Below are 23057 nucleotides of genomic sequence, written 5' to 3'. Positions count from 1 at the left end.
CAAGAAAAGCGATGTGACGCCGAGAGAGAGATTACGAAGCAGGGAGATAAAGAGGGAACGCAAGCGGAACAAGGGGGCCGGGAGCCAGGCTCCCGGCCTTGTAATTAACGGGGGCCGATCACCAGATCGGTGAGCGGCACGGCGCAGCAGGTGAGGATCTTGCCTTCGGCCCGCTCGGCGGCCGTGATGGCGGGGGCATCCGGGTGCTCCACCTCGCCCTCGATCAGGGTCTGCTTGCAGCTGCCGCAGATCCCTGCGCGGCAGCTCCAGGGCAGCTCCACTCCCTGCTTATGGGCCTGATCCAGCACGGTCCCCTGATTGTTGCCGGCAAAGGCGCGCTCGCCGATGCGCAGCTGCACCGCCTGATGGGGGCGAGCGACCGAGAGAATGGCGCCACCAAAGCTCTCCTGCTTGATGCGTTCGGCGGCAACGCCCAACTCCTGCAGGCGAGCCGTGGCATCGGTCATAAAGCCGTGGGGACCGCAGACAAAGACGTCGCGTCCTGCCAGTTCTTTCACCTGTTTGAGGTGTTCATCGGCAAGCCGTCCCTTGAGCCCCTGCCAGTGCTCATCGGGTTGGCTCAGGATCAGGGTGAGGGTCATCCCCTGGCGCGCCATGGCGTGCAACTCGTGGGCGGCCGGAATGTCCGCCTCGTTGCGGCACAGGTGCATAAAGTGAACATCCCCAAGCTCCCCGCGCAAGCCTAAGGTACGGGCGATGGAGAGCATGGGAGTGACCCCCGAGCCTGCCGAGAGCAGCAAGAGATTGCGATCCCGGCCCAGATGAAATTCGCCGGCGGGGTTGGCGGCCAGCAGACGGTCACCCACCTGCAACTGCTGGTGCAGCCAGTGGGAGATGCGGCCGCCCCCCACCTTCTTGACGCTGATGCTGTAACGCTCCGGCTGCTCCGGGGTGGAGCTCAGGGTATAGCGACGCTGCAGGCGCTCGCGCCGCAGACCCAGGCCAATATCCAGGCTGATGGGCAGGTGCTGGCCAGGCAGATAGTCGGGCAGGGGCTCACCATCGGCCGCCTCGAACCAGAAGGTCTCCAGATCCCGTGCCAGCGGCTCGCGGGCCACGCACACCAGCTCCCTTTTTTTCGGGGCCGCGTTGGGGTAGACAGGTGCGCGGGCGCGCTCCAGCACCTCTATCTCGCTGCCCGCCTCGATCCAGCCCTCGTTCAGGGCCACCAGGTTCTGACCGAAGTAGACCTCGCCATCCTCGCCGCGCCGGTAGCGGGTGAGGGTGGCTAGCGGCTCTTTCAGGGCATTGAAGCGATCCGTGCCCGGCTCCACCGTGGTCATGATGCAGCGGCTGCAGGGCTTGGCCACCAAGAACTCCACCTCGCCGATGCGGATCCGCTTCCAGCCGTCCTCCTCGAAGGGGAGGGTGCCGCTTGCCACCAGGTTGGTGCGAAACTGGCTCATCTGGTGCAGGGCATCGGATCTCAGGTTGAGATCTTCCAAAGACGCCTGGCTTATCAGCAGCAGGGGGTAACCATCGGCAAAGCTGACCCGGGTGCCGGTCTTCTCCCGAAAGCGGTTGGACTCTTCGCCGAGCCAGAGCAGCTGCACCCTTTCCCCTGCCACCCGGCTTAGCCATGCATCGGCCAGGGCGTGGGTATGCAGGGCATTGAAGTTGTCCTTCCAGACGCCGGTGGCCTGCGGAGTCAGGCTGAACTCGGTCTCCAGCAGGGTGAGCGGCTCGAACCCCGGATAGCGCAGCAACAGGCCGCCATCAATGGGGGTGGCCTGCACTTGTTGCAGCTGGGGGTGGGTGCGGGCGGTGATGAAGGTGCCGTCCGGTTTTACCACCATGTAGCGGCGATCCCCCAGCAGACCCTCCTCGGTGACCAGGGCGCGGGTCAGCGCCATGCCTGCGGTCGATTTGACGGGATAGAGATGAATGCTGTCGAGGGTTGGCATGTCCGGCTCCTTGTGACGTGGCTGCGTTGCCCGGGAAGAGGGCAACATAACGGTTTATGGCGTGAGCGGCAATTGCGGCAGGTTGCGGATTTTGGGGCTGGCGATGGCAGGCCGCTGGTGCGTTCACGATGACGACCCGTTTGCATGGGTGCTACATGGGTCACAATTCGGATGCGATTGCCCATAAAATGCAACATTTTTTGATCCCGATCGGCCAAGGCGTACAAAAAACAGTCCACTATCGGGTCAGCTTCCAGTTTCTGACGCTTTCGCTTCTTCCCCCTCCGGCCACCGTCTGCCCAGGCAAAACGGTATCAAGCGCATTCGGATGGGGCCTGTCCCACAACAAGAAGAAAGCAATGTATGAGCAAACAACTGGATATGACCCCATTGCCGGATCTCTCCCTGAAAACGGGAACAGGCCCGGTGCGTACCCGGCTACCCGTTTGGCGGCCGGCCCTGCCACCCTGCAATCACGCCTGCCCGGCCGGTGAAAACATTCAAGCCTGGCTCTCCCTGGCTCAGGCCGGGCGCTTTGAAGCGGCCTGGCAGACCCTCATCGAAGAAAATCCTCTGCCTGCAGTCCATGGCCGGGTCTGTTATCACCCCTGCGAGAGCGCCTGCAACCGCGCCCAAGTGGATGAAGCCGTCTCCATTCACGCCATCGAACGCTTTCTCGGTGACGAGGCGCTGGCCCGGGGCTGGCAGCCTGCGCCCCCCGCGCCCGCCAGCGGCAAGAAGGTATTGATCATAGGCGCGGGCCCCTCCGGGCTTTCTTGCGCCTGGCACCTCAATCGGCTCGGTCATCAGGTGGAGATCCGCGAGGCGGGCCCGCTCGCCGGCGGCATGCTGCGCTTTGGCATTCCCGCCTATCGATTGCCCCGCGACGTGCTGGATCGGGAAGTTGCCCGCATCCTGGCCGCCGGGGTGACGCTGACCCTCAACCACAAGGTGGAGGATGTGCTGCGTGAGCGCGACGAGGGGGGCTTTGACGCCGTTTTTATGGCCATCGGCGCCCATCTGGCCAAGCGGGTCGATATTCCGGCCCGGGAGGCGGGCAAGATCCTCGATGCGGTGAGCTTTCTCGAGCAGGCGAGCCTGGCCGAAGAGCAGGGGCTGCCGCTTCCCAAGCTGGGGCGGCGGGTAGCCATCTATGGTGGCGGCAACACAGCCATGGATGCGGCCCGCACCGCCCGCCGGCTCGGGGTGGAGGAGGCGATGATCATCTATCGCCGCGATCGGGATCATATGCCGGCCCACGCCTTCGAGGCTGACGAGGCCGAGGAGGAGGGGATCAAGATCAACTGGCTGCGCACCATTCGCCAGCTCGACAACACCAACATAGAGGTGGAGGTGATGGCGCTGGATGCAGAGGGCAAGCCGGTGCCCACCGGCCAGTTCGAGACCTTGGAGGCGGACTCCCTCATTCTGGCGCTGGGTCAGGAGGTAGATCTCTCCGTGCTGGAGAGCATCCCGGGCGTGCGGGTCAACCGGGATGGGGTGGTGCAGGTGAGCGAGAGCCTGATGACCGACGTACCGGGCCTCTTTGCCGGCGGCGACATGGTGCCCTCCGAGCGCACCGTCACCATTGCCACCGGCCACGGCAAGAAGGCGGCGCGCCACATGGATGCCTGGCTGCGGGGGCGCCACTACCAGAAGATGCTCTCCTATCCGCTGGTGGGGCCAGAGCAGTTGCAGCTCTGGTTCCAGACCCATGCGCCCGCCAGCAGCCAGCCGGTGAAACCGACCTGGGCGCGGGACGACTTTGGCGAGATCATCGGCGGACTGGACGAAACGGCGGTCCGCTACGAGGCGGCGCGCTGCTACTCCTGCGGCAACTGCTTCGAGTGTGACGGTTGCTACGGCAGTTGCCCCGAGCAGGCCATCGAGAAACTGGGGCCGGGCCACGGTTATCGGGTGGATGCCGAGCGCTGCACCGGCTGTGGCGCCTGCCACGACCAGTGTCCCTGCCACGCCATCGAGTTGCGCCAACCGGAGGAGTCCCTATGAAACACGAACTGATCATGGTCGATGGCAACGAGGCCGCGGCCCGGGTGGCGTATCAGCTGAGCGAAGTGTGTGCCATCTATCCCATCACCCCGAGCTCGACCATGGCCGAACTGGCCGATGCCTGGGCGGCCGAGGGGCAGACCAACCTCTGGGGCAACATCCCTACCGTGGTGGAGATGCAGAGCGAAGGGGGAGCGGCCGGCACGGTACACGGCGCCCTGCAGGCGGGGGCGCTCGCCACCACCTTCACCGCGAGCCAGGGGCTGATGCTGATGCTGCCCAACATGTACAAGATCGCAGGCGAATTGACCTCGGCGGTGTTCCATGTGGCGGCCCGATCCTTGGCGGCCCAGGGGCTCTCCATCTTCGGTGACCATCAGGATGTGATGGCGGCGCGCAGCACAGGTTTTGCCATGCTCGCCTCCGGCTCGGTACAGGAGGCGCAGGACCTGGCCTTGATTGCCCACAGCGTCACCCTGCAGTGCCGGGTGCCTTTCGTCCACTTCTTCGACGGTTTTCGTACCTCCCACGAGGTGAACAAGATCACCGCGCTGCACAAGGATGAAATTCGGGCGCTGATCGACAACGACTGGGTGCGTGCCCACCGTGCCCGGGCGCTCAACCCGGATCATCCGGTGATGCGCGGCACCGCCCAGAACCCCGACACCTATTTCCAGTCCCGCGAGAGCGTCAACCCCTTCTACGAGGCGGTGCCGGCGCGGGTGCAGCAGTGCATGGATCGGCTCGGCGAGCTGACTGGCCGCCACTACCGGCTGGTGGAGTATCACGGCGCCCCCGATGCCACCGACGTTATCGTGCTGATGGGCTCGGGAGCGGCCACCGCTCGCACCACTGTGGATTGGTTAAACCAGCAGGATCGCAAGACCGGGGTCCTGGTGGTGCGCCTATATCGCCCCTTCCCGGTGCAGGCACTGCTCGATGCCTTGCCCGAGAGCGTGCGCCGCATCGCCGTGCTGGATCGCACCAAGGAGCCGGGCGCTGGCGGCGAGCCCCTGCTGCTGGATGTGCAAAGTGCGATTATCGATGGCTTGCAACGAGGCCTTGTCAAGCGGCTGCCCTGGCTCAGTGGCGGTCGCTATGGTTTGTCTTCCAAAGAGTTCACTCCCGCCATGTGCGCCGCCGTGTTTGAGGAGCTCTCCTCCGATGCGCCGCGCCCGCGCTTTACCGTGGGCATAGTGGATGACGTCTCCGGTCTCAGTCTGGCCTGGCACCCCATCGGCGATCTGGAGCCCGCGAGCCGGGTGCGGGCGCTCTTCTTCGGCCTCGGCGCCGATGGCACGGTCGGCGCCAACAAGAACAGCATCAAGATCATCGGTGAGCTGGAGGGCTTCCACGCCCAGGGCTACTTCGTCTACGACTCCAAGAAGTCGGGCTCGCGCACCGTCTCCCACCTGCGCTTTGGTCCCGAACCCATCGACGCCCCCTGGCTTATCGAACAGGCGAGTTTTATCGGCTGTCACCAGTGGGGCTTTGTCGAATCGGTAGACTTGCTGGAGTTCGCCGCCGAAGGGGCGACCCTGCTGATCAACGCCCCCTATGAGCCCGACCGGGTCTGGGCCGAGCTGCCCGAGCGGCTGCGCGCCCGCATCCGGGCTCTCGATATCCGCCTCTACTGCATCGACGGCGATCGGGTGGCCGAGCGCAACGGCATGGGCAATCGCATCAACACCATCATGCAGACCTGCTTCTTCGCCCTGGCCGGCATCTTGCCGCGGGACGAGGCGATTGCGCTTATCAAGGAGAGCATCGAGAAGAGCTATGCCCGCAAGGGGCCCGAGGTAGTCGAGCGCAACTTCGCGGCGGTGGATGACACCCTGGCCCACCTCCATCAGGTGGTCATCCCGGCTGGTGAGGAGCAGATCAGCGACTATCCGCTGCCACTGGCTCCCGGCGGCAGCGAGTTTGTCCAGCGGGTCACAGGTGAGATGCTGGCAGGGCGCGGCGATTTGATCCCCGTCTCCATGCTGCCGGTGGACGGCACTTACCCCACCGCCACCAGCCGCTTCGAGAAGCGGGATATCGCCCGCGAGATCCCGATCTGGAATTCGGACATCTGCATCCAGTGCGGCAACTGCGTCTTTGTCTGCCCCCACGCGGCGCTGCGGGCCAAGTTCTATCACCAGGACTGGCTGGCGAGCGCCCCCGAGGCGGCCCAGTCGGTGCCGGTGACCGCGAGGGGCTTTCCCGACAGCCGCTACACCTTGCAGCTCTATCCGGAGGATTGCACTGGTTGCGGCCAGTGCGTGCAGGCCTGCCCGGTGCGGGCCGGGGCTGATGAAGAGCACGAAGGCGAGCGCGCCATCGTCATGATGGACAAGGCGCCGCATCTGGCTGGCCAGAAGCAGGCGCTGCACTGGTTCGAAAGCCTGCCCTGGCCTGCCCGCGAGCGGGTGGATTTTTCCACGGTGCGCGGCATCCAGTTCCTCGAGCCCCTGTTCGAGTTCTCCGGCGCCTGCGCGGGCTGTGGCGAGACGCCCTATCTGAAGCTGCTGACCCAGCTGTTTGGCGATCGCATGCTGGTGGCCAACGCCACCGGCTGCTCCTCCATCTATGGCGGCAACTTGCCGACTACTCCCTGGGCCAAGAATGGCGAAGGCAAGGGGCCGGCCTGGTCCAACTCCCTGTTTGAGGACAACGCCGAGTTTGGCTTTGGCTTCCGTCTCACCGCCGATCAGCACCACGCCCAGGCGGTGGCGGCGCTGCAGACCATGAAGGGGGATCTCGGTGAGGCACTGGTCGACACCCTCATCAACGCCCCACAGCGGCTGGAGTCGGAGATCCGCGCCCAGCGGGGCCGGGTGGCGCAGGTGCGCGAGCGACTGGAGGAGGTGCGATCAAGCCGGGCCCAGGAGCTGCTCTCGCTCATCGATCAGCTGGTGCGCCGCTCGGTCTGGATCATCGGCGGTGATGGCTGGGCCTATGACATCGGCTCGGCAGGGCTCGATCACGTGCTCGCCTCCGGGCGGGATGTGAACGTGCTGGTGATGGATACCGAGGTCTACTCCAACACCGGCGGCCAGATGTCGAAATCGACGCCGCTCGGTGCCGTCGCCAAGTTCGCGGCGGGGGGCAAGACGTTGGCCAAAAAGGATGTGGCATTGCAGGCCATCTCCTACGGCAACGTCTATGTTGCCCGCATCGCCTTTGGCGCCAACCCGCAGCAGGCGCTGCAGGCCTTGCGCGAGGCCGAGGCCTATCCCGGCCCATCCCTTATCATCGCCTACAGCCACTGCATCGCCCACGGCATCGATATGGAGCAGGGGCTCACCCAGCAAAAACGCGCCGTGGCCTCCGGTCACTGGCCGCTGATGCGCTACAACCCTGTGTTGCGCAGTGCGGGGCAGAACCCCTTCAGCCTCGACAGCCTGCGCCCCTCCATTCCGCTTGCCGACTACCGGGCCGAGGAGACCCGTTACCGGGTGCTGGCCCAGAGCCACCCGGAAGAGGCGCAGCGGCTGATGCAGGTGGCACAACAGGTGGCGTGGCAGAAATGGGCCACCTACGAGGAGATGGCCACCCGCGAGGCCAGTCATTTCCATCCGCCGGTGTGAGGATTGGGTTAACTCTGCATAAAACGAAGCGGGCCACTGGCCCGCTTTTATGTATTGGAAATTCACGAATGGTTCACAGGGAAAACGCTTCTTGTTCGATGGAAAGTACAGTTAGGGAGCCATCAATATATTGATGTAACTAACAAAATTATTGATGTGAGCGATCGAAGTGGGCATTATGTGGCGTTAAATAATTTTAATGTATTTATGATTTTATTCGGGGGAAGTTTATGAAATTAACAGTTCCAGAGCTAATAATTAGTGAAGAGGACGGATTCTCTAAAGATAAAGACCTGTTCAATCGAAAGCAGTTTGGTGATAGACTTTATAACTTGATTGTTAATTCTGATGAGAATTTGGTGTTGGCATTGGATGCGCAATGGGGGGAAGGTAAAAGCACATTTATAAAAATGTGGTCTGGTGAGAACAAATATAAGCAAAACCCTCCTCTTGAAACAATATATTTTGATGCATTTGAAAATGATTATCAAAAAGAACCATTCTTAGCTCTCGCCTCAGAAATATATGAGTTGCTAGAGGACAAGGATGAAAATAAGAAAGTAGAGTTCAAGCAAAAAGCAGCTCAAGTTTTTAAAACTTTTAGTCGAGGGGTGATTAAAGCTGGCATTCGGATAGGTACTGCTGGTCTACTTGATGGGCCGATACTCGGACAAGCTGAAAGTGATATTTCTACATTGGTTTCTGAGCAAGTAGATTCAGTTATTGCCTCAAAGTTTGAGAGTTCTAAAGCAGACAAATTAGCATTGAGCAATTTCAGAGAATTTTTATCAGACATAGCGATCCATAATACACCGGGAAAACGTATAGTTTTCGTTATTGATGAACTCGACCGTTGCAGACCTGACTTTGCATTAGATCTACTGGAAAATATTAAACACTTATTTTCAGTGTCAGGTATCACATTCTTGCTTGTTATGAATAGAAAACAATTGGAGGAATCGGTCAAATGTCGATATGGTGATGGAATTGACTCTGTCACATACCTACAGAAATTTATTAATGTTTGGCTCTCGCTGCCGCGAGCGACTGGTAAATATCATCAAGATGATGGCGTCAAATATCTAGTGACAGCTTTTAAGTTAATGAGTGATGGGAGTTCTATAAATAATGATGAGGCTGTAGAAACACTAAAATTATTAGTTGAGCATTTAAAACCTTCATTACGTGATATAGAGCGAATGTTAACCTACTTCGCGATCATTGAGAATTCTCTTAGCACAAGCATGGAGAGTTATTATCAAGATGTAATGGCAACAATTTGTTTTATGAATGTTGCTAATCCAAGACTGCTGGATGCAGTGATTAGTAAACGTGCAGGCAGTCAAGAGTTATTGGAGTTTCTCCAAATGTCTGAAAGTTCAAATTACTCTGAAAAGTATGCTATTGAGCACTTGGCTGCAGTGATAGAGTTTGATCTTGCTTCGGAAGAACGTAGGCAGGTCATGCAGGATACCAGATTGGTAGAGTTCAGATTCGGACGATTGCCGAGTCAAGTATTCGACTATTTCTATCGGCTCTTAAATAACATTCAACCTGTGCGATGAGTTACACAGTTAGTAATTCAAGATATGTCGTTTAGAAGGAAAATAGTTTTAGACATTTACGGCCTTAGCTTTCTTTTCCTACCAAGGCAGGTAAGCTGCGGGCCAAATATCGTCAAGCAGGAGAAGGGACGATGACAGAGCAACATATCGCCGGGACGATCGGCATTCTGGGTGCGGGCTGGCTCGGGCTGCCGCTGGCGCGGGCCCTGCTGGCAGCTGGCAAACAGGTGGCGGTGACGGTGAGCTCGGCCGAGAAGGCAGCCCGTCTGCAGGGGGAGGGAATCCATGCCCATCCGCTGACGATTTCTGCCGAGATGTCTGTCGCTGATAAAAAAGAGCAGTGGCCCATCCCCTGCGAGACCCTGGTGATCTGCGTACCGCCCAGCAAGACCGACGACTATCCGCAAGCGGTGGCGCGGGCCTGCGCACTTGCCAAAGCAAGCGGCACCCGGCGAGTGCTATTTGTCAGTGCCACCTCGGTATGGGGCGCAGGCCAAGCGGAGGGGGAGCAACCCAAGCCGCGTCATGCCCGCGGCGAGCGGATGCTGGCGGCGGAGCAGGCGGTGCAGGCGGCCGGTTTTGAGTGCGTGATGATAGTGCGCCCCTCTGGTCTTTATGGCCCCGATCGCCATCCGGGGCGCTTTTTGGCCGGCAAGACCCTGGAGGGAGGCGCCCAGGCGGTCAATCTGGTGCATCTGGACGATGTGGTGGCCGCCTGCCTGCTGCTGCTTGAACGGGGCAAGGATGGGGATGCCTACAATCTGAGCGCGCCGGTTCATCCGCGCCGCGAGCAGTTCTACCCCTTTGCCGCGCGCCAGCTGGGGTTGCCCGCGCCGCTGTTTATCGAGCCTGCCGGGGAGTTTTTGCCCATCGACGGGCTGCGCATCTGCGAGCAACTGGGATTCAACTATCGCTGGCCCGATCCGGCCCACTGGTTCGCCGAGCTGGCGACCCGTGGCAATTGAGGTTTGCCAAGGGACAGATCGCCCCCTATCATGCCGCCCATCCATGAGAGAGAGGCAGTAATGATGGTAGATACACAACGTCACCCCGATGGGGAGCTGTTGCTGAGAACTCTGGCGATGCCAGCCGATACCAACCCCAATGGCGACATCTTTGGTGGCTGGATCATGTCCCAGATGGATATAGGTGGGGGCATCATGGCCAAGGAGCTGGCAAAGGGACGTATTTGTACCGTATCCGTCGAGGGCATGACCTTTCACAGCCCGGTTAAAGTAGGGGACGTGGTCTGCTGCTACGGCCGCTGCATGAAGATCGGCCGCAGCTCCATGAAGCTCAAGCTGGAAGTGTGGGTCAAGCCGGTGCTGCGTGAAAACGACGCCCAGCGTTACTGCGTGACCGAGGGGGTCTTTACCTACGTCGCCATCGACGAAAACGGCAAATCCCGCCCGGTTCCGGTGAGCGAGTGATCAGAGCAACCGGGCATTGATGATGGATATTTCCTGCTCAAGCCCGGTTTTTTGCCGTATCATGCGTTCCAGCATCTCTTCCGACCCGACGTACTGCAGGGTGTCAAACAGGCAGAGATCGCACTGCGGGTCCCGTCTGATCTGGTAGACGGTGGCAAGTTCCACTTGATGACAATTTCCTTGTTGATCATAAAACGTCACGTTGTACCTGAGTTCTTTCGCCATAGGGACGTCTCCTCCTGGTTGAGCGGAACGGGAACTTATCAGCTTAGTCGGCACTCATGACGTTTGTGATGGTCACAGCACAATGCAAAGTAGCCAATGAAAAATAGTTATCGCATTCTGGGTACCTCTCTGCTGACCCTGGGGTTGGTGGGCTGTTTCGACGTGCCGGATCAGAACCATCTGGTGACCGCGCAAGGAATCGTGCCGGATCTCGATTGCCAGCGCCCGCCATTGGTGGCGCTGGCGACCACGGCGCTGCCGCGCGAATTCGGCATTACCGTGTGGAATCTCTACAAGGGGCAGCGCAAGAACTGGCGCGAGGGGATGGACCAGTACGCCAAGGGGCAGGATCTGGTGCTCTTGCAAGAGTCGGCGACCCGCCCCGAGATGCTCGACTGGCTGCGCGCCGGGAATTTCCAGTGGCAGCAGTTGCAGGCCTTTACCCAGGGTTCCGTTTCGTTTGGCGTGATGACGGTGGCCAAGACCCCGCAGGCGTTCGTCTGTGGCGTGCGCTCTCCCGAGCCGCTGCTGCGTATCCCCAAATCCGGGCTGGTGAGCCTCTATCCGCTGCAGGGCGATCCTGATGGCGTGCTGGTGATCAACCTCCATGCGGTCAACTTCGAGCTGGGGATGGCCACCTTCCGCGAGCAGCTCAACGATCTGACCGCTCTGGTGCGCCGCCATCAGGGGCCGGTGATCCTGGCCGGGGATTTCAACACCTGGAGCGACAAGCGCCAGTTCTGGCTAAACAAGCTGGTGGACGAGCTGGGCCTGCAGGAGGCCGTGCCCGTGCCCGACTTGCGCCGCACCGCCTTCGGCCGTCCGCTCGATCACCTCTACTACCGCAATCTGGATCTGGTGGAGGTGAGCTCGCCCGCGACCGATTCCTCCGATCACAATCCCATCGTTGCACGCTTCGCGGCCCAGTCGCTGATCCCCTGACAAGGGATGATGTGCGAGTTTTGCCCATAAAAAATCCGTAAGTATTCACCGGAACAGTATTGACACAGGAAAAATGAGACGATCGTCTCTTGATCCCACTTTCCTGCTTGCTTGATCCTGCTCCTTAGATACGCTCCCCCCATGAGCAAAAACACCATGCATTCCGCGGGAATGCCCACCACTCTGGAGCAGGCCAACGAGCTGATTTATAAGCTCCTCGACCGCATCGCCGAGCTGGAGGACCGCCTCAATCAGCACAGCGGCAACTCCTCCAAGCCGCCTTCCAGCGACGGCCCCGGTGCACCGCCGCCGGCCCGCAAGCGTCCGGCGTCCGGCAAGCAACGGGGGGCGCAGCCCGGTCACAAGGGACATCGCCGCGAGCGGCATCCGCTTGATGCCCGCCTGACCCTGGTCCCGCATTACCCTGCCGCCGATTGCGCTTGCTGTGGCGGGGACATGGTGGCCCATGCCAAACCCTATCAGGTTCATCAGGTGTTCGAGCTGCCCGAGGTGAGCTATCTCGTCACCGAACACCAACTGTATCGTGCGACCTGCTCACGGTGTATCGGCACGACCCAGGCCGCACTGCCAGACAACGTCAGCAGCAGCCAGATGGGGGCCAATCTGCTCAGCTACATCGCGCTGCAAAGCGGCCAGTTTCACCAGAGCGTCAGCCAGATACAGCAGCAGCTCAAACAGCATTTCGGCCTGAGTTTTAGCCGGGGCGCCATCAGTGAGGCGCAGGGGCGGGTGAGTGCCATGCTCACCCCGACCTACCAGGCCATCAAGCAGCAGGTGCAGACGGCCACCCACGTTCATGCCGATGAGACCCGGCATCAGCGGGGTGGAGAGCGCCGCTGGATGTGGCTGGCGCTGAGCAAGATAGCCGTCTGCTTCATGACGGCCTATGGCCGTGGTCAGGAGGCGGCCAAGCGGCTGCTGGGCGCCGAGTTTGACGGGGTGCTGGTGACCGACCAGTACGCCGGCTACCGGTTTATCGACGCCGACCAGCGGCAACTGTGCTGGGCCCACGTGGCCCGCAATCTCGTGGCCATCGCCGAGAGTAGCGAGCAGTGCAACCAGCCCATCGGTGCCCGGTTGGTCTTGCTGGCGGATGCGGTGTTTCGTACCCGGCACCGTTGGGAAAGCGGTGCGTTGAGCAAGCAGAAATACCTGCGCAGGCTCGCGCGTTACCGGCAAAGCTGGCGAAGCCAGTTGGAGCGCGGCGCCCTGTTGTGCAGCAAACGCTACCGTGGACGATGCCAGTTGCTGCTGCGGGATGACGAGATGCTGTGGCGGTTTATGACTGACGACGAAATAGCGCTGACCAACAACGAGGCGGAGCGGGCGCTGCGTGGCTATGTGCTCTGGCGCAAGGGTAGCTACGGCGTGTGGTCTCACCGGGGCGAGCTGTTTCGCCAGCGCATCCTGTCGTTGGTGGAGACCGGCAAGCGATTGGGCCGCTGCCCACAGGAGTGGTTGAGGGCCGTGGTCAGGGCGTGCATCGAGAAGACAGATTATCCCATCCCGGCAGAACTGATGCCGTCAACCCCGTCCTGGTGAATAGATACAAAAATCCGGCGCCATTGGCGCCGGATTTTTTATGGGCTGCTGGCGGCTTGCCAGCACGGGATGACCCGCAGGAATTACTGGTAGAGGCCCAGATGCTCTTTGGCGTAGGCTTCGAAATCGGTGCAGCCACCGATGTGCTGCTCGTCCAGGAAGATCTGCGGCACTGTATTGACCGGCTTGCCGGCGCTCTTGGCCAGATCTTCCTTGGTGATGCCTTCTGCATGGATATCCACGTAGCGGAATTTGAAATCGTCGCGCTGCTCGACCAGCTGCTCGGCGATCTGCTTGGCGCGGACACAATAGGGGCAACCCGGGCGACCAAAAATCACTGCAAACATTTTATCTCTCCGTTATGGGGTCGTTAATTGAGGCTGGGCCCAGCATAGCCTCGCCTCGTGCTGACTTAAAGCTGAAATTGTCGATACCCTGCTGCGAGTGGCTCTATCGGCTCAACCCTGTGTGGCGAGCCATCGAGAAGCGCTTTGGCTCGCCGTATCAAGCCGGGCTGGGTGTTATCGGGACAGCCTGACCGCTGCCCCCTGTTGTGACTGGGTCTGTTACTGGGCGGCAATCTGGATGGGTTGCTGCTGATAGATGCTCTCCAGCACGCCTTTTTCGAACAGGGTCCAGGGCCAGGGTGCCTTGCTGGCACGATAGCGCTCGTGGGTGGCCGGATCCTGCGACAGGCCGCGCTGGAAGATGACGAAAGCCTTGCGTTGGCCACCGGCGGTGTCGATAAAGCCCGCCAGGTTGGAGGTGCCCGTGATGGTGCCGGTCTTGGCATGGACCTTGTTTTTCATCATGGGGGCAGTGACGCTGCGTCGCCAGGCCAGGGTGCCATCGACCTGGGAGCTTGGCAGCAGCTTGATGAAGTCGAGCTCGGCATCATTTTTCTGGATGAAGTTCAGCACCGACAGCATCTGGCGGGCGCTGATGAGATTGTGAGCAGAGAGGCCGGAGCCGTCGGCCAGGGTGGCGTTGCCAAGGTCAATGCCGTGCTTGGTGAGGATGGCGCGCACCGCCATGGTGCCGCTGCGATAGCTGCCCGGCTTGTTGTAGTAGTGGCGGCCAACGGTTTTCAGGAAGGTGTCGGCGTAGAGGTTGTCCGATTTCTTCAGCATCTTGGCCAGCATGATGGGCAGGGAGACCGAGTAGTGGGTCGCCAGGGTCTGGGCACCGACCGGTGCCTTGTGGGTGATCCGCAGCAGACCGTCGTGCTTGATGCTTGCCCTGTCCATGGCCCAGCGGATGTTGTCCCAGCCCCAGGCCTCCACGTCATGGATGGCAAAGCGCAGCCCCTGCGGCTCCTTGTTCGGGGTGATGCAGCCCTTGAGCTCATAGAAGTTGCCCTTGGCCATGTCCACCTCCAGAGCGCAGAACTGGCGTGCCATGTCGCCATAGCTCATCACCTCCACGTTGTCGGCCCCGACGCCGATGGCGACGCCTTTGGCGACATTGCCCACCGCCGGCTTGCCGATCTGGGTGGCGGTGATGGTGGCGTAGGCGCAGTTCTTGTCGATGATGACGGAGGAGACAGGCGCTGCGAAGCAGAGGGTCTGATCCCCCCACGACCAGCCATTGCCGCGCTCGTAGCCGTTGTAGGCGCCGGTGTTGACGTAGACGTTGCCATTGATGCGGTTGATGCCGAGCTGCTTGAACAGGGCCAGCAGATCCATTTTCGACAGGGTGGGGTCGCCGACGAAGTTGATCCAGATATCGCCGTTGATGGCATTGCCCTGTTTGGCACCGGGCTCGGCCTGGATATCGGTGGCGAAGCGGAAGTCGGCGCCCAGCTCCAGGCGGGCGGCCAGGGCGGTCAGCACCTTCATGGTGGAGGCGGGGGCAATCATGTCATCCGCGTTGCGGGCAAACTCAATGCCGTTGTTGCCCTGCACTATAATGGCGTACTGGCCACCCTTGGGCGGGGTGAGCGGGGTGGCGTGAACCGCCATGGAAACGAGGGCGCAAAAACCAATCAACAGCCGCAGCATAGGATCCTCAAACTTGATGAAGGGCGTCGGCAGTGGAGTACCGACTCTGATAATCGACGATGTTCATCTGCCGACCGGCGCTCGTCCTCAATAGAGGGCGTTGGCAGTTCGATACCGGCCGTCATAATCAAAAATTTTCTCTTTCACCCGCCAAAAACGTCCTGACTTGCGCGCGATGACGAAATCCGGGTGACGGAACTGGCCGGATACGGCCAGCACGCTCTCCAGGGTGGCAAATTCGGGCTCCAGTCCCGGGGCGGGCCAATGATGACGCACAAAGCGCTGTTGAAACAAGCGCCGTGCGCCGGTGGAGTGAAAAGCGAAGTATTCGCAGAGGGTGAGGCCATCCTCGTCGTGATAGGTCACCTCCAGTCGCTCCCCCTGTTTGCCACGGCCAGCGGCCAGAGTGAGGCCGGCGCAGCGGATCACCATGCAGTCCTTGAGATTGAGCGCCTCTTTAAGCTTGTCGTCCGGATCCACCAGCAGCTGATCGCAGCTCTGGCAGCGGCGGGCGGCGATGTCGTTTTCGGCGCCGCAGGCAGGGCAGATCTTGGCACGAAAGCGGTAGTCACACTCCTCGCGGTGGCCCTCGTCATCTTCAAACAACCCCTGACAGCGGCGGCCGTAGTGCTCGATGACCTTGCCCTCTTCGTCTGTCTTGCCCCAGAAGGTGTTGGCAAAGCCGCAGGCGGGGCAGGGCACCTGCACCGGCTCGGTGCCGGCGTGGGGCCTGGGTTCCCCCACTTCGGGGGCAAACAGGTTGAAGTTGTTGCCGGCATAATCGAGCACCAGGCAATCGGTCTTGCCCGGTGACAGGCGCAGGCCGCGCCCCACTATCTGCTGGTAGAGCGATACCGACTCGGTGGGCCTGAGCATCACGATAAGATCGACATGGGGGGCGTCAAAGCCGGTGGTGAGCACCGCCACGTTGACCAGAAACTTGAGTTCGCGGGCCTTGAAAGCGCTGATGAGGGCATCGCGTTCCGGCCCCGGGGTGTCACCTGTGATGAGGGCCGCCTGTTCTCCTCTGGCACCCAGCAGGCCGTGAATTTCACGGGCGTGTTCGACGGTGGCGGCGAAGATCATCACCCCCTGGCGTTCGGTGGCATACTCCAGTACCTGGCTCAGGATATGGGGGGTGACCCGCTCCTGGCGCTTGAGCTCGCCGTTGAGATCCGCCTCGCTGAACAGGCCGTTTTCCCGCGGTACCAGCTTGCTGAAGTCGTAGTGGACTATGGGGGCATCAATCAGGCGCGGCGGGGTCAGGTAGCCGTTTTTCACCATGAAACGCAGGGGCAGCTCGAACACGCAGTCGCCAAACAGCCGATCCCCGTGGCTGCGCACCATGCCGTGGTAGTGACGCCGGTAAATCCAGCCAAGGCCGAGCCGGTAAGGGGTAGCGGTGAGACCCAATATCTTGAGTGCCGGGTTGGCAGCCTTGAGATGGTCGATCACCTGATGGTACTGACTCTCGTCATCGAGCGACACCCGGTGGCACTCGTCGATGATAAGCAGGGAAAACGCGCCATCGAAGGCGTCCAGATTGCGCGCCACCGACTGCACCGAGCCGAACACCACCTGGGCGCTGGCCTCCTTGCGAGACAGTCCGGCGGCGAAGATGTCGGCCTTGAGCCCCCAGGCCTCGTACTTGGCGTGGTTCTGCTCCACCAGCTCCTTGACGTGGGCCAGTACCAGCACCCGGCCGCGGGCTATTCGCGCCAGTTCGGCGATCACCAGACTCTTGCCGGCCCCGGTGGGCAGCACGATGACGGCGGGATCCGGATGTTTGCGAAAGTGGCTGATGACGGCGTTGACGGCGTCGGTTTGATAGGGTCTGAGAACGAACATGGGGAGACTGGCTGCTGCAAGATGGCGCCATTATAGGGATTCGGTTTTTAAATGTCTGGCTTAAAAACAGAGGGCCGGCAAGCGCGGCCCTCTGGACAGGAGGTGGCAACGAAGCTTAGTGGAAGGGGAACAGGTAGTTGAGCCAGCTCGCCATCCGCAGCAGCACTTTGCGCATGATGGAAACATGGTGGAAGTGGTGGGTGTTGATGGCCGCCTGGCCGCTGGCACCGGCGATCACCTGATACTTGGACCACTCGGGGTCGGTGATCTTGATGGTGACCGGCAAGCGGCCCGGGCGCTGGGCCGTGCTCTGGTCCAGCAGACCGGAGTTGGCCTGTACGTTACCGGCGGCGATGGCGGGCACCACGACAGTGACTTCGCCCTTGAAGATCTTGCCGGGAATGCCGTCGATCACCACTTCGGCCTCGTCGCCGACTTCCAGTCGCTGCATGCTGTTTTGCCAGAACCAGCCCACGTAGTAGTTCTCGCTCTGGTGCACGAAGGTCATGACGGGACGATAGAGGTAGGGGGTGGCAATCATGCCCGGGCGCAGCGCCAGTTGCAGCACGAAGCCGTCGGAGGGGGCAAGCACCACCGTCTGCTCGAGGTCATAGCGGGCCTTTTCCAGCTGGGCCTGTACGTCGTTGACCAGGGCGCGCTGCTGATCGAGCTGGGAGACCAGATCGTCGACATTGGCCTGGCTCACGTCGAGATCCCGCTGCTTGCCGATGCCGCGGCGCAGCAGCTCCTGGGCGCGGTCACGATCCAGCCGGGCGGAGCGCAGGCGTGCGTCGATGGACTTGATGTGATCCTGGTTTGACTGCAGGCGGGCCTGCAGGCTGGCAACCTGCTGCTTGAACGGCGTGTCGTCGATGCGAAACAGCACGTCCCCCTGTTTGACCTGCTGGTTCGGTTTGACGGGCACCTCCACGACGCGCCCCTTCACCAGCGGCACTATAGGGGTGGAGATATAGTAGTTGCGCGCCATTTCGGAGTAGGGGTGGTTGTAGTTCATCAGCATGATCAGGGTGCCGATGATCAACACGCCCCCGAGTACCGCCGTCGGTACTGTCCACTTGTTGAGCGGGATACGGAAGATTTTGAAGATGGCCACACAGATGGCCGTGTAGGTCAGGATCAGTAGCAGGTCCATGGCTTATCCCTTTTGTTCGCTCTGTTCGATATGGTTGAGGCGGTTCTTCAGCTCGGCCAGCTCCTCCCTGAGGGCGGCGAGTTCCTCTTCATCCTTTGCCAGACGCTTGTTGAAGCCCCAGCCGCGATCGGGGCGGTAGAGGGTTGCCCAGATCCAGAGAAAGGGCCAGAGGACATGGAGGGTGAAGAGGCTGACCCAACCGGCGACATGAATGGCGTCCTGATGGGGGTGGTCGCGGTGCTTGGCTATCTCGTAGGGAATATCGTGGATCACGATAATGCCGTAGAAGATGACCAACCCGACAAACACGAGCAGACCGAGTGCAAAGTAATCAAGGGACATGTAGACCTCCGGCGGCTTGAGCACCCATTGATAATTGGTTTTTGTTGCCACTAAAGCAATTAATAATCACATCGTTAACGTGATATCGTCCGCCATCATAATGCGGAAAGCCTGATTTTGGATGGGGTTTTCAAGGAAGGGCGTTAATATTGTTTTCATCAAAAAGGGGGCCGCACGGGCCCCCTTTTGATTCAGGTGTTATTTGCGTCAACTTTCGCTGGTCTGGCTCACCAGTGGCTGGCGGAACTTGATCAGGAAGGTGGCGGTGATCACGGCGGTGGCGACCAGACCGATGATGGTGGAGATACCCATCTCCAGACCAAAACCGATGGGGGCGTTGGCCAGGTAGGTGAACACCACGGCAGTCATGAACATGGCCGGGATGGTGCATACCCAGTGCAGCTTGCCCTCCTTGATGAGGTAGGCGGCAGCGGCCCACAGCATGATGACGGCAGTGGTCTGGTTGGCCCAGCCGAAGTAGCGCCAGATCACCCCGAACTCGGCCTTGGAGATGATGAAACCAAGGACAAACATGGGGATGGCGATCAGCAGACGCTTGGCCATCGGCTTCTGGGTCAGGTTCAGGAAATCCGCCACGATGAGGCGGGCGCTGCGAAACGCGGTGTCACCCGAGGTGATGGGCAGGATCACCACGCCGAGGATGGCCAGGATGCCGCCAACGGTGCCGAGCAGGCTGGTGGAGACTTCGTGTACCACGGCAGAGGGACCGCCGCTTGCCAGAGTGGCGTTGAGCGCTTCAGTGCTGTCGTAGAAGGAGAGACCCAGGGTGCACCAGATGAGGGCGATGATGCCTTCACCGATCATGGCTCCGTAGAAAATGAAGCGGCCGGATTTTTCGTTCTGCATGCAGCGCGCCATCAGCGGGGACTGGGTGGCGTGGAAGCCGGACACAGCACCACAAGCGATGGTGATGAAGAGCAGCGGCCACAGGGGCAGATCGGTCGGGTGCAGGTTGGAGAAGTCCATCCCTGTGTTGTAGAAGCCCTTGCCGGAGACGATGAGGCCGATGATGAGGCCGACCGACATGAATACCAGCAGTGCGCCGAAGATGGGGTAGAAGCGGCCGATGATCTTGTCGATGGGCACTATGGTCGCCAGGATGTAGTAGGCGAAGATGGCCATGATCCAGTAGACCAGATCGGTGGAGGTCAGGTTGGCCAGCAGGCCCGCCGGGCTCAGCACGAACACCACGCCCACCAGCATCAACAGGACTACAGCGAACAGGTTCATGAAGTGCTTGGCGGCGTTGCCCAGGTGCTCACCGACCACGGTCGGCACCGAGGCGCCCTTGGCGCGCACCGACAGCATGCCGGAGAAGTAGTCGTGTACCGCACCGGCGAAGATGCAGCCAAACACGATCCACAGCATGGCGACCGGACCATACAGGGCACCCAGGATGGGGCCGAAGATGGGGCCGACGCCGGCGATGTTGAGCAGTTGTACCAGATAGACTTTCTTGTCCGACATGGGGACATAGTCAACCCCGTCCGCCATGGTGATGGCGGGGGTTTTCAGCTCGGGTTTCGGGCCAAATATCCGTTCGATGAATTTGCCGTATACGAAATAGCCGGCTACGAGCAAGCCGACGCATAGGAAGAACCAGACCATTGTTACGCTCCTGCATTGTTATTCTTTGATGTGCATGAGCAGTCTAGCGGGGATGGGCGCTGCCGGCAGTGGAAACGAGGCGAGCGGCGCCATGGCGCTGCGAGTGGTTGGCGCTTGTGATCAGGCGCACACAAACGGCCTTACTCCAGACCCAGCCTATCCTTCAACTCCTTGAGGTAGCGGCGGCTCACCGGCACCCGGGCGCCGCTCGGCGTGACTATTTCCGCCAGCTGGTTTTCCAGCAGCTGGATCTCGAAGATGGCCTCGGGGGCGATCAGATACTGGCGGTGACAACGCAGCAGCGGGCTCTTCTCCTCCAGGGATTTGAGGGTGAGCTGGGTATGAAACAACTCACCCTGGCAAGCCACATGGACGCCGCCGAGATCGGAGAAGGCATACTCCACCTGATTGATGGGCAAGAGGCGCACCCGGTTGTGCAGATAACCCGGAATGTGGTGAATGGCGGGGGCCAGCGTCTCAATCGGTTGCGGGCTGATGTCCTGGCGCAGGCGGGCGATGGTCTTGGCCAGCCGGGCGGGTTCCACCGGTTTGAGCAGGTAGTCGAAGGCGTTCTCCTCGAACGCCTGGATGGCGTACTCGTCGAAGGCGGTGACAAACACGATGCGGGGCAGGGGATCGAGCATGGCCACCAGCTCCATGCCGCTGAGCTTGGGCATCTGGATATCGAGAAACACCACTTGTGGCTTGAGCTGCTGGATAAGCGGCAGCGCCTCGATGGCGTTGGCCGCCGTGCTCAGGATCTCGATGTCGGGATAGCCGGCCAATTGCTGGGCCAGCTCTTCACGGGCGTAGGGCTCGTCATCGACAAGCAGGGCGCGGATCATGATTTCCTCCTATCAAACATGAATGGGTGCATGGGGTCGGGCACAGGGCCGGCGCTATCTCCTGCTGACGCCAGAACAGAGATAACGGCCTGCATCAGGGAGCCACTTTTGGAATGGTGCAGGAGACCCGGGTCCACTGCTCCGGCTCGCACGCAACGCTCACCCCGTAGCGCTCGCCAAAGGCGCTCTTGAGGCGCCTGTCCACTATGGTCATGCCCAGGCCATCGCCAGCCGGCTGGGGTTGCCAGGTGCCGGCGTTGTCCTCGACGTGGATGGTCACGCTGTCAGCGTGCTCCTCGGTATAGAGGCGGATCCGCCCCTGCTCCAGCAGGGTCGAGATGCCGTGCTTGATGGCATTTTCAATCAGCGGCTGCAGGGTGAAGCTCGGCAGCTGCAGGTCGGCCAGGTGGGCCGGTATCTCGTTGATCACCGTCAGGCGATCGCCAAAGCGGGCGAGCTCTATCTCCAGATAGGATTGACAGTGCTCTTGCTCCTCCTGCAGGGTGCTGAGGCCGCTGTGGCGCTTGAGGTTCTTGCGAAAGAACAGGGATAGGTGCAGCAATAGCTCGCGCGCCTTGTCCGGATCCCGCCGGGTGATGGCACTGATGGTGTTGAGGGTGTTGAACAGGAAATGGGGGTTGATCTGGGCCTGAATAAGCTTGAGCTCGGATTGCACCAGCAGCCGCTGCTGCTGCTCCAGCCGACCGGCCAGCAGCTGTTGCGACAGCAGGTTGGCAATCCCCTCGCCCAGGGTGTGGTTGATCTTGAGGAACAGCCGCTTCTTCGGCTCGTAGAGCTTGATGGTGCCGATCACCCCCTTGTCCCCCTGCAGCGGGATCACCAGCACAGAGCCGAGCTGGCACTGGGGCGAGATGCTGCAGCGGTAGGGCTGGCTGTTGCCATCGGCAAACAGCACCTTGTTCTGGGCAATGGCCTCCATGGTGGTGGCCGAGGTGATGGGGGTACCCGGCTTGTGGTGATCCTCCCCGATCCCGATAAAGGCGAGGATCTTGTCGGTGTCCGTGATGGCGACGGCGCCGACCCCGGTCTCTTCCTGAATAATTTTGGCGATTTTACTGCTCGCCTCCGGGGTGAAGCCCTGGCTCATGATCCCCACGGTGCGGTTGGCGATGTTGAGCGCCTTGGCGGAGAAGACCCGGGAAAACTTCTCGTACATCAATTGCTGGTCGCGGATCATGCTGATGAAGAGCGCCGCCCCGCAGGAGTTGGCCAGGATCATCGGGGTAGCGATGGTGCGCACCAGCAGCAGCGCCTTGTCGAAGGGGGCGGCCACCAGCAAGATGATGACCATCTGCAGCATTTCGGCGTAAAGGGTGGTGAAGAAGGCAACCTTGGGTTCAAACAGCGCGCCCATCCGGCCGGACCGCATCAGTCGCCAGTGCACCAGACCGCCCAGCAGCCCCTCGCAGGTGGTGGAGATGGCGCAGGCCAGATCGGTAAATCCCCCCAGGGTATAGCGGTGCAATCCACCGGTCAGTCCCACCAGAAAGCCCACCAGCGGCCCCCCCAGCAGGCCCCCCAGCACGGCGCCGACCGCCCGGGTATTGGCGATGGCATCATCGATATCGAGGCCCACATAGGTGCCAAGGATGCAGAAAGCAGAAAAAATAATGTATATCAGTATTTTGTGTGGCAGCCTGACGGAGTAGTTGGCCAGCGGGCGCAGTAGAGGACTTTTTGAGAAGAGATAGGCGATCACCAGGCTGACGCTCATCTGTTGCAGCAAGGAGAGAACCAACTGCATAAAAAACGCTCCTCAAGGGAAAGGTTAAAAAACAGCCTGTGTCTGAACAAGTGTGATCAGGATCTTGTTCTGGGGGGCCAATTTTGCGACACGGGCTGCCAGTTTGCCAGAACGTGCGGATAAAACCATATTAAATCAGCATGTTAAATTGATATTTGTGTAAGCGAGCCGGGGTTGCTATTGGTGGATGGAGCATAAATCTATCCGCTGGATAGGCTACATGGAGGTAGCATGCTCCGCCCG

17 protein-coding genes are annotated in these 23057 nt (G+C 60.6%); 7 read left to right on the top strand and 10 right to left on the bottom strand.

The features are described 5' to 3' along the window. Positions 1–104 precede the first annotated feature (104 nt). Complete coding sequence (locus I6L37_RS19175) at positions 105–1925, bottom strand: MOSC N-terminal beta barrel domain-containing protein (RefSeq protein ID WP_254203513.1); 1821 nt, start codon at positions 1923–1925, stop codon at positions 105–107. Positions 1926–2288: 363 nt separating this feature from the next. Here I6L37_RS19175 and I6L37_RS19170 point away from each other — a divergent pair, with 363 nt between their 5' ends. From I6L37_RS19170 to yciA, 5 genes are all read left to right on the top strand, one after another. Then, entirely contained in the window at positions 2289–3935 is a 1647-nt protein-coding gene (locus I6L37_RS19170) for an NAD(P)-binding protein (protein ID WP_216992691.1), read from the top strand. Next, the gene (gene nifJ / locus I6L37_RS19165) at positions 3932–7507 is read left to right on the top strand and encodes a pyruvate:ferredoxin (flavodoxin) oxidoreductase (protein ID WP_216992690.1); all 3576 of its coding nucleotides are present in this window, start codon (positions 3932–3934) and stop codon (positions 7505–7507) included. Before I6L37_RS19170 ends, nifJ begins: the two co-directional genes overlap by 4 nt. A gap of 230 nt (positions 7508–7737) precedes the next feature. Further along, positions 7738–9072, top strand: coding sequence for a P-loop NTPase fold protein (locus tag I6L37_RS19160; RefSeq protein ID WP_216992689.1), 1335 nt, complete (start codon positions 7738–7740; stop codon positions 9070–9072). A gap of 131 nt (positions 9073–9203) precedes the next feature. Then, on the top strand, positions 9204–10037 hold the full coding sequence (locus tag I6L37_RS19155) for an NAD-dependent epimerase/dehydratase family protein (protein ID WP_216992688.1): 834 nt from the start codon (positions 9204–9206) through the stop codon (positions 10035–10037). 60 nt (positions 10038–10097) lie between these two features. Next, on the top strand, positions 10098–10502 hold the full coding sequence (yciA, locus tag I6L37_RS19150) for an acyl-CoA thioester hydrolase YciA (RefSeq protein WP_042025585.1): 405 nt from the start codon (positions 10098–10100) through the stop codon (positions 10500–10502). On the opposite strand, the gene I6L37_RS19145 is transcribed toward yciA, so the two are convergent. Further along, positions 10503–10727, bottom strand: a complete 225-nt coding sequence (locus tag I6L37_RS19145; RefSeq protein ID WP_026458683.1) for a hypothetical protein — start codon at positions 10725–10727, stop codon at positions 10503–10505. 96 nt (positions 10728–10823) lie between these two features. Between I6L37_RS19145 and I6L37_RS19140 the strand changes: the two genes are divergently transcribed. Both I6L37_RS19140 and I6L37_RS19135 read left to right on the top strand, forming a co-directional pair. Next, positions 10824–11669 (top strand): endonuclease/exonuclease/phosphatase family protein, encoded by an 846-nt coding sequence (locus I6L37_RS19140; protein WP_216992687.1) that lies wholly within the window; start codon positions 10824–10826, stop codon positions 11667–11669. A 141-nt stretch (positions 11670–11810) separates the two neighbouring features. Further along, on the top strand, positions 11811–13232 hold the full coding sequence (locus tag I6L37_RS19135; protein WP_032495448.1) for an IS66-like element ISKpn15 family transposase: 1422 nt from the start codon (positions 11811–11813) through the stop codon (positions 13230–13232). A gap of 83 nt (positions 13233–13315) precedes the next feature. Here the strand turns inward: I6L37_RS19135 and I6L37_RS19130 are convergent, their stop codons facing one another. The 8 genes from I6L37_RS19130 to I6L37_RS19095 form a co-directional block, all read right to left on the bottom strand. Further along, complete coding sequence (locus I6L37_RS19130; RefSeq protein ID WP_026456982.1) at positions 13316–13579, bottom strand: GrxA family glutaredoxin; 264 nt, start codon at positions 13577–13579, stop codon at positions 13316–13318. 219 nt (positions 13580–13798) lie between these two features. Next, positions 13799–15232, bottom strand: a complete 1434-nt coding sequence (dacB, locus tag I6L37_RS19125; protein WP_216992686.1) for a D-alanyl-D-alanine carboxypeptidase/D-alanyl-D-alanine-endopeptidase — start codon at positions 15230–15232, stop codon at positions 13799–13801. An 87-nt stretch (positions 15233–15319) separates the two neighbouring features. Continuing rightward, positions 15320–17080, bottom strand: coding sequence for a DEAD/DEAH box helicase (locus I6L37_RS19120; RefSeq protein WP_216992685.1), 1761 nt, complete (start codon positions 17078–17080; stop codon positions 15320–15322). A gap of 115 nt (positions 17081–17195) precedes the next feature. Beyond that, entirely contained in the window at positions 17196–18233 is a 1038-nt protein-coding gene (locus I6L37_RS19115) for an HlyD family secretion protein (RefSeq protein ID WP_216992684.1), read from the bottom strand. 3 nt (positions 18234–18236) lie between these two features. Next, positions 18237–18575 carry a DUF3302 domain-containing protein gene (locus I6L37_RS19110; RefSeq protein WP_026457466.1) on the bottom strand — a complete coding sequence of 113 codons (339 nt, stop codon included), beginning with the start codon at positions 18573–18575 and terminating at the stop codon, positions 18237–18239. 207 nt (positions 18576–18782) lie between these two features. Then, positions 18783–20204 carry a carbon starvation protein A gene (locus tag I6L37_RS19105; RefSeq protein WP_042072036.1) on the bottom strand — a complete coding sequence of 474 codons (1422 nt, stop codon included), beginning with the start codon at positions 20202–20204 and terminating at the stop codon, positions 18783–18785. A gap of 140 nt (positions 20205–20344) precedes the next feature. Further along, positions 20345–21049, bottom strand: a complete 705-nt coding sequence (gene btsR, locus I6L37_RS19100; RefSeq protein ID WP_216992683.1) for a two-component system response regulator BtsR — start codon at positions 21047–21049, stop codon at positions 20345–20347. Between the two features lie 94 nt (positions 21050–21143). Beyond that, positions 21144–22814, bottom strand: coding sequence for a sensor histidine kinase (locus I6L37_RS19095; protein ID WP_216992682.1), 1671 nt, complete (start codon positions 22812–22814; stop codon positions 21144–21146). Positions 22815–23057: the final 243 nt, after the last annotated feature.

Origin of the sequence: Aeromonas sp. FDAARGOS 1407, from assembly GCF_019048725.1 — a bacterium.
GTDB lineage: Bacteria > Pseudomonadota > Gammaproteobacteria > Enterobacterales > Aeromonadaceae > Aeromonas > Aeromonas enteropelogenes.
Note: the sequence above shows the minus strand (reverse complement) of the source record. Positions and strands in the feature narration are given on the sequence as shown.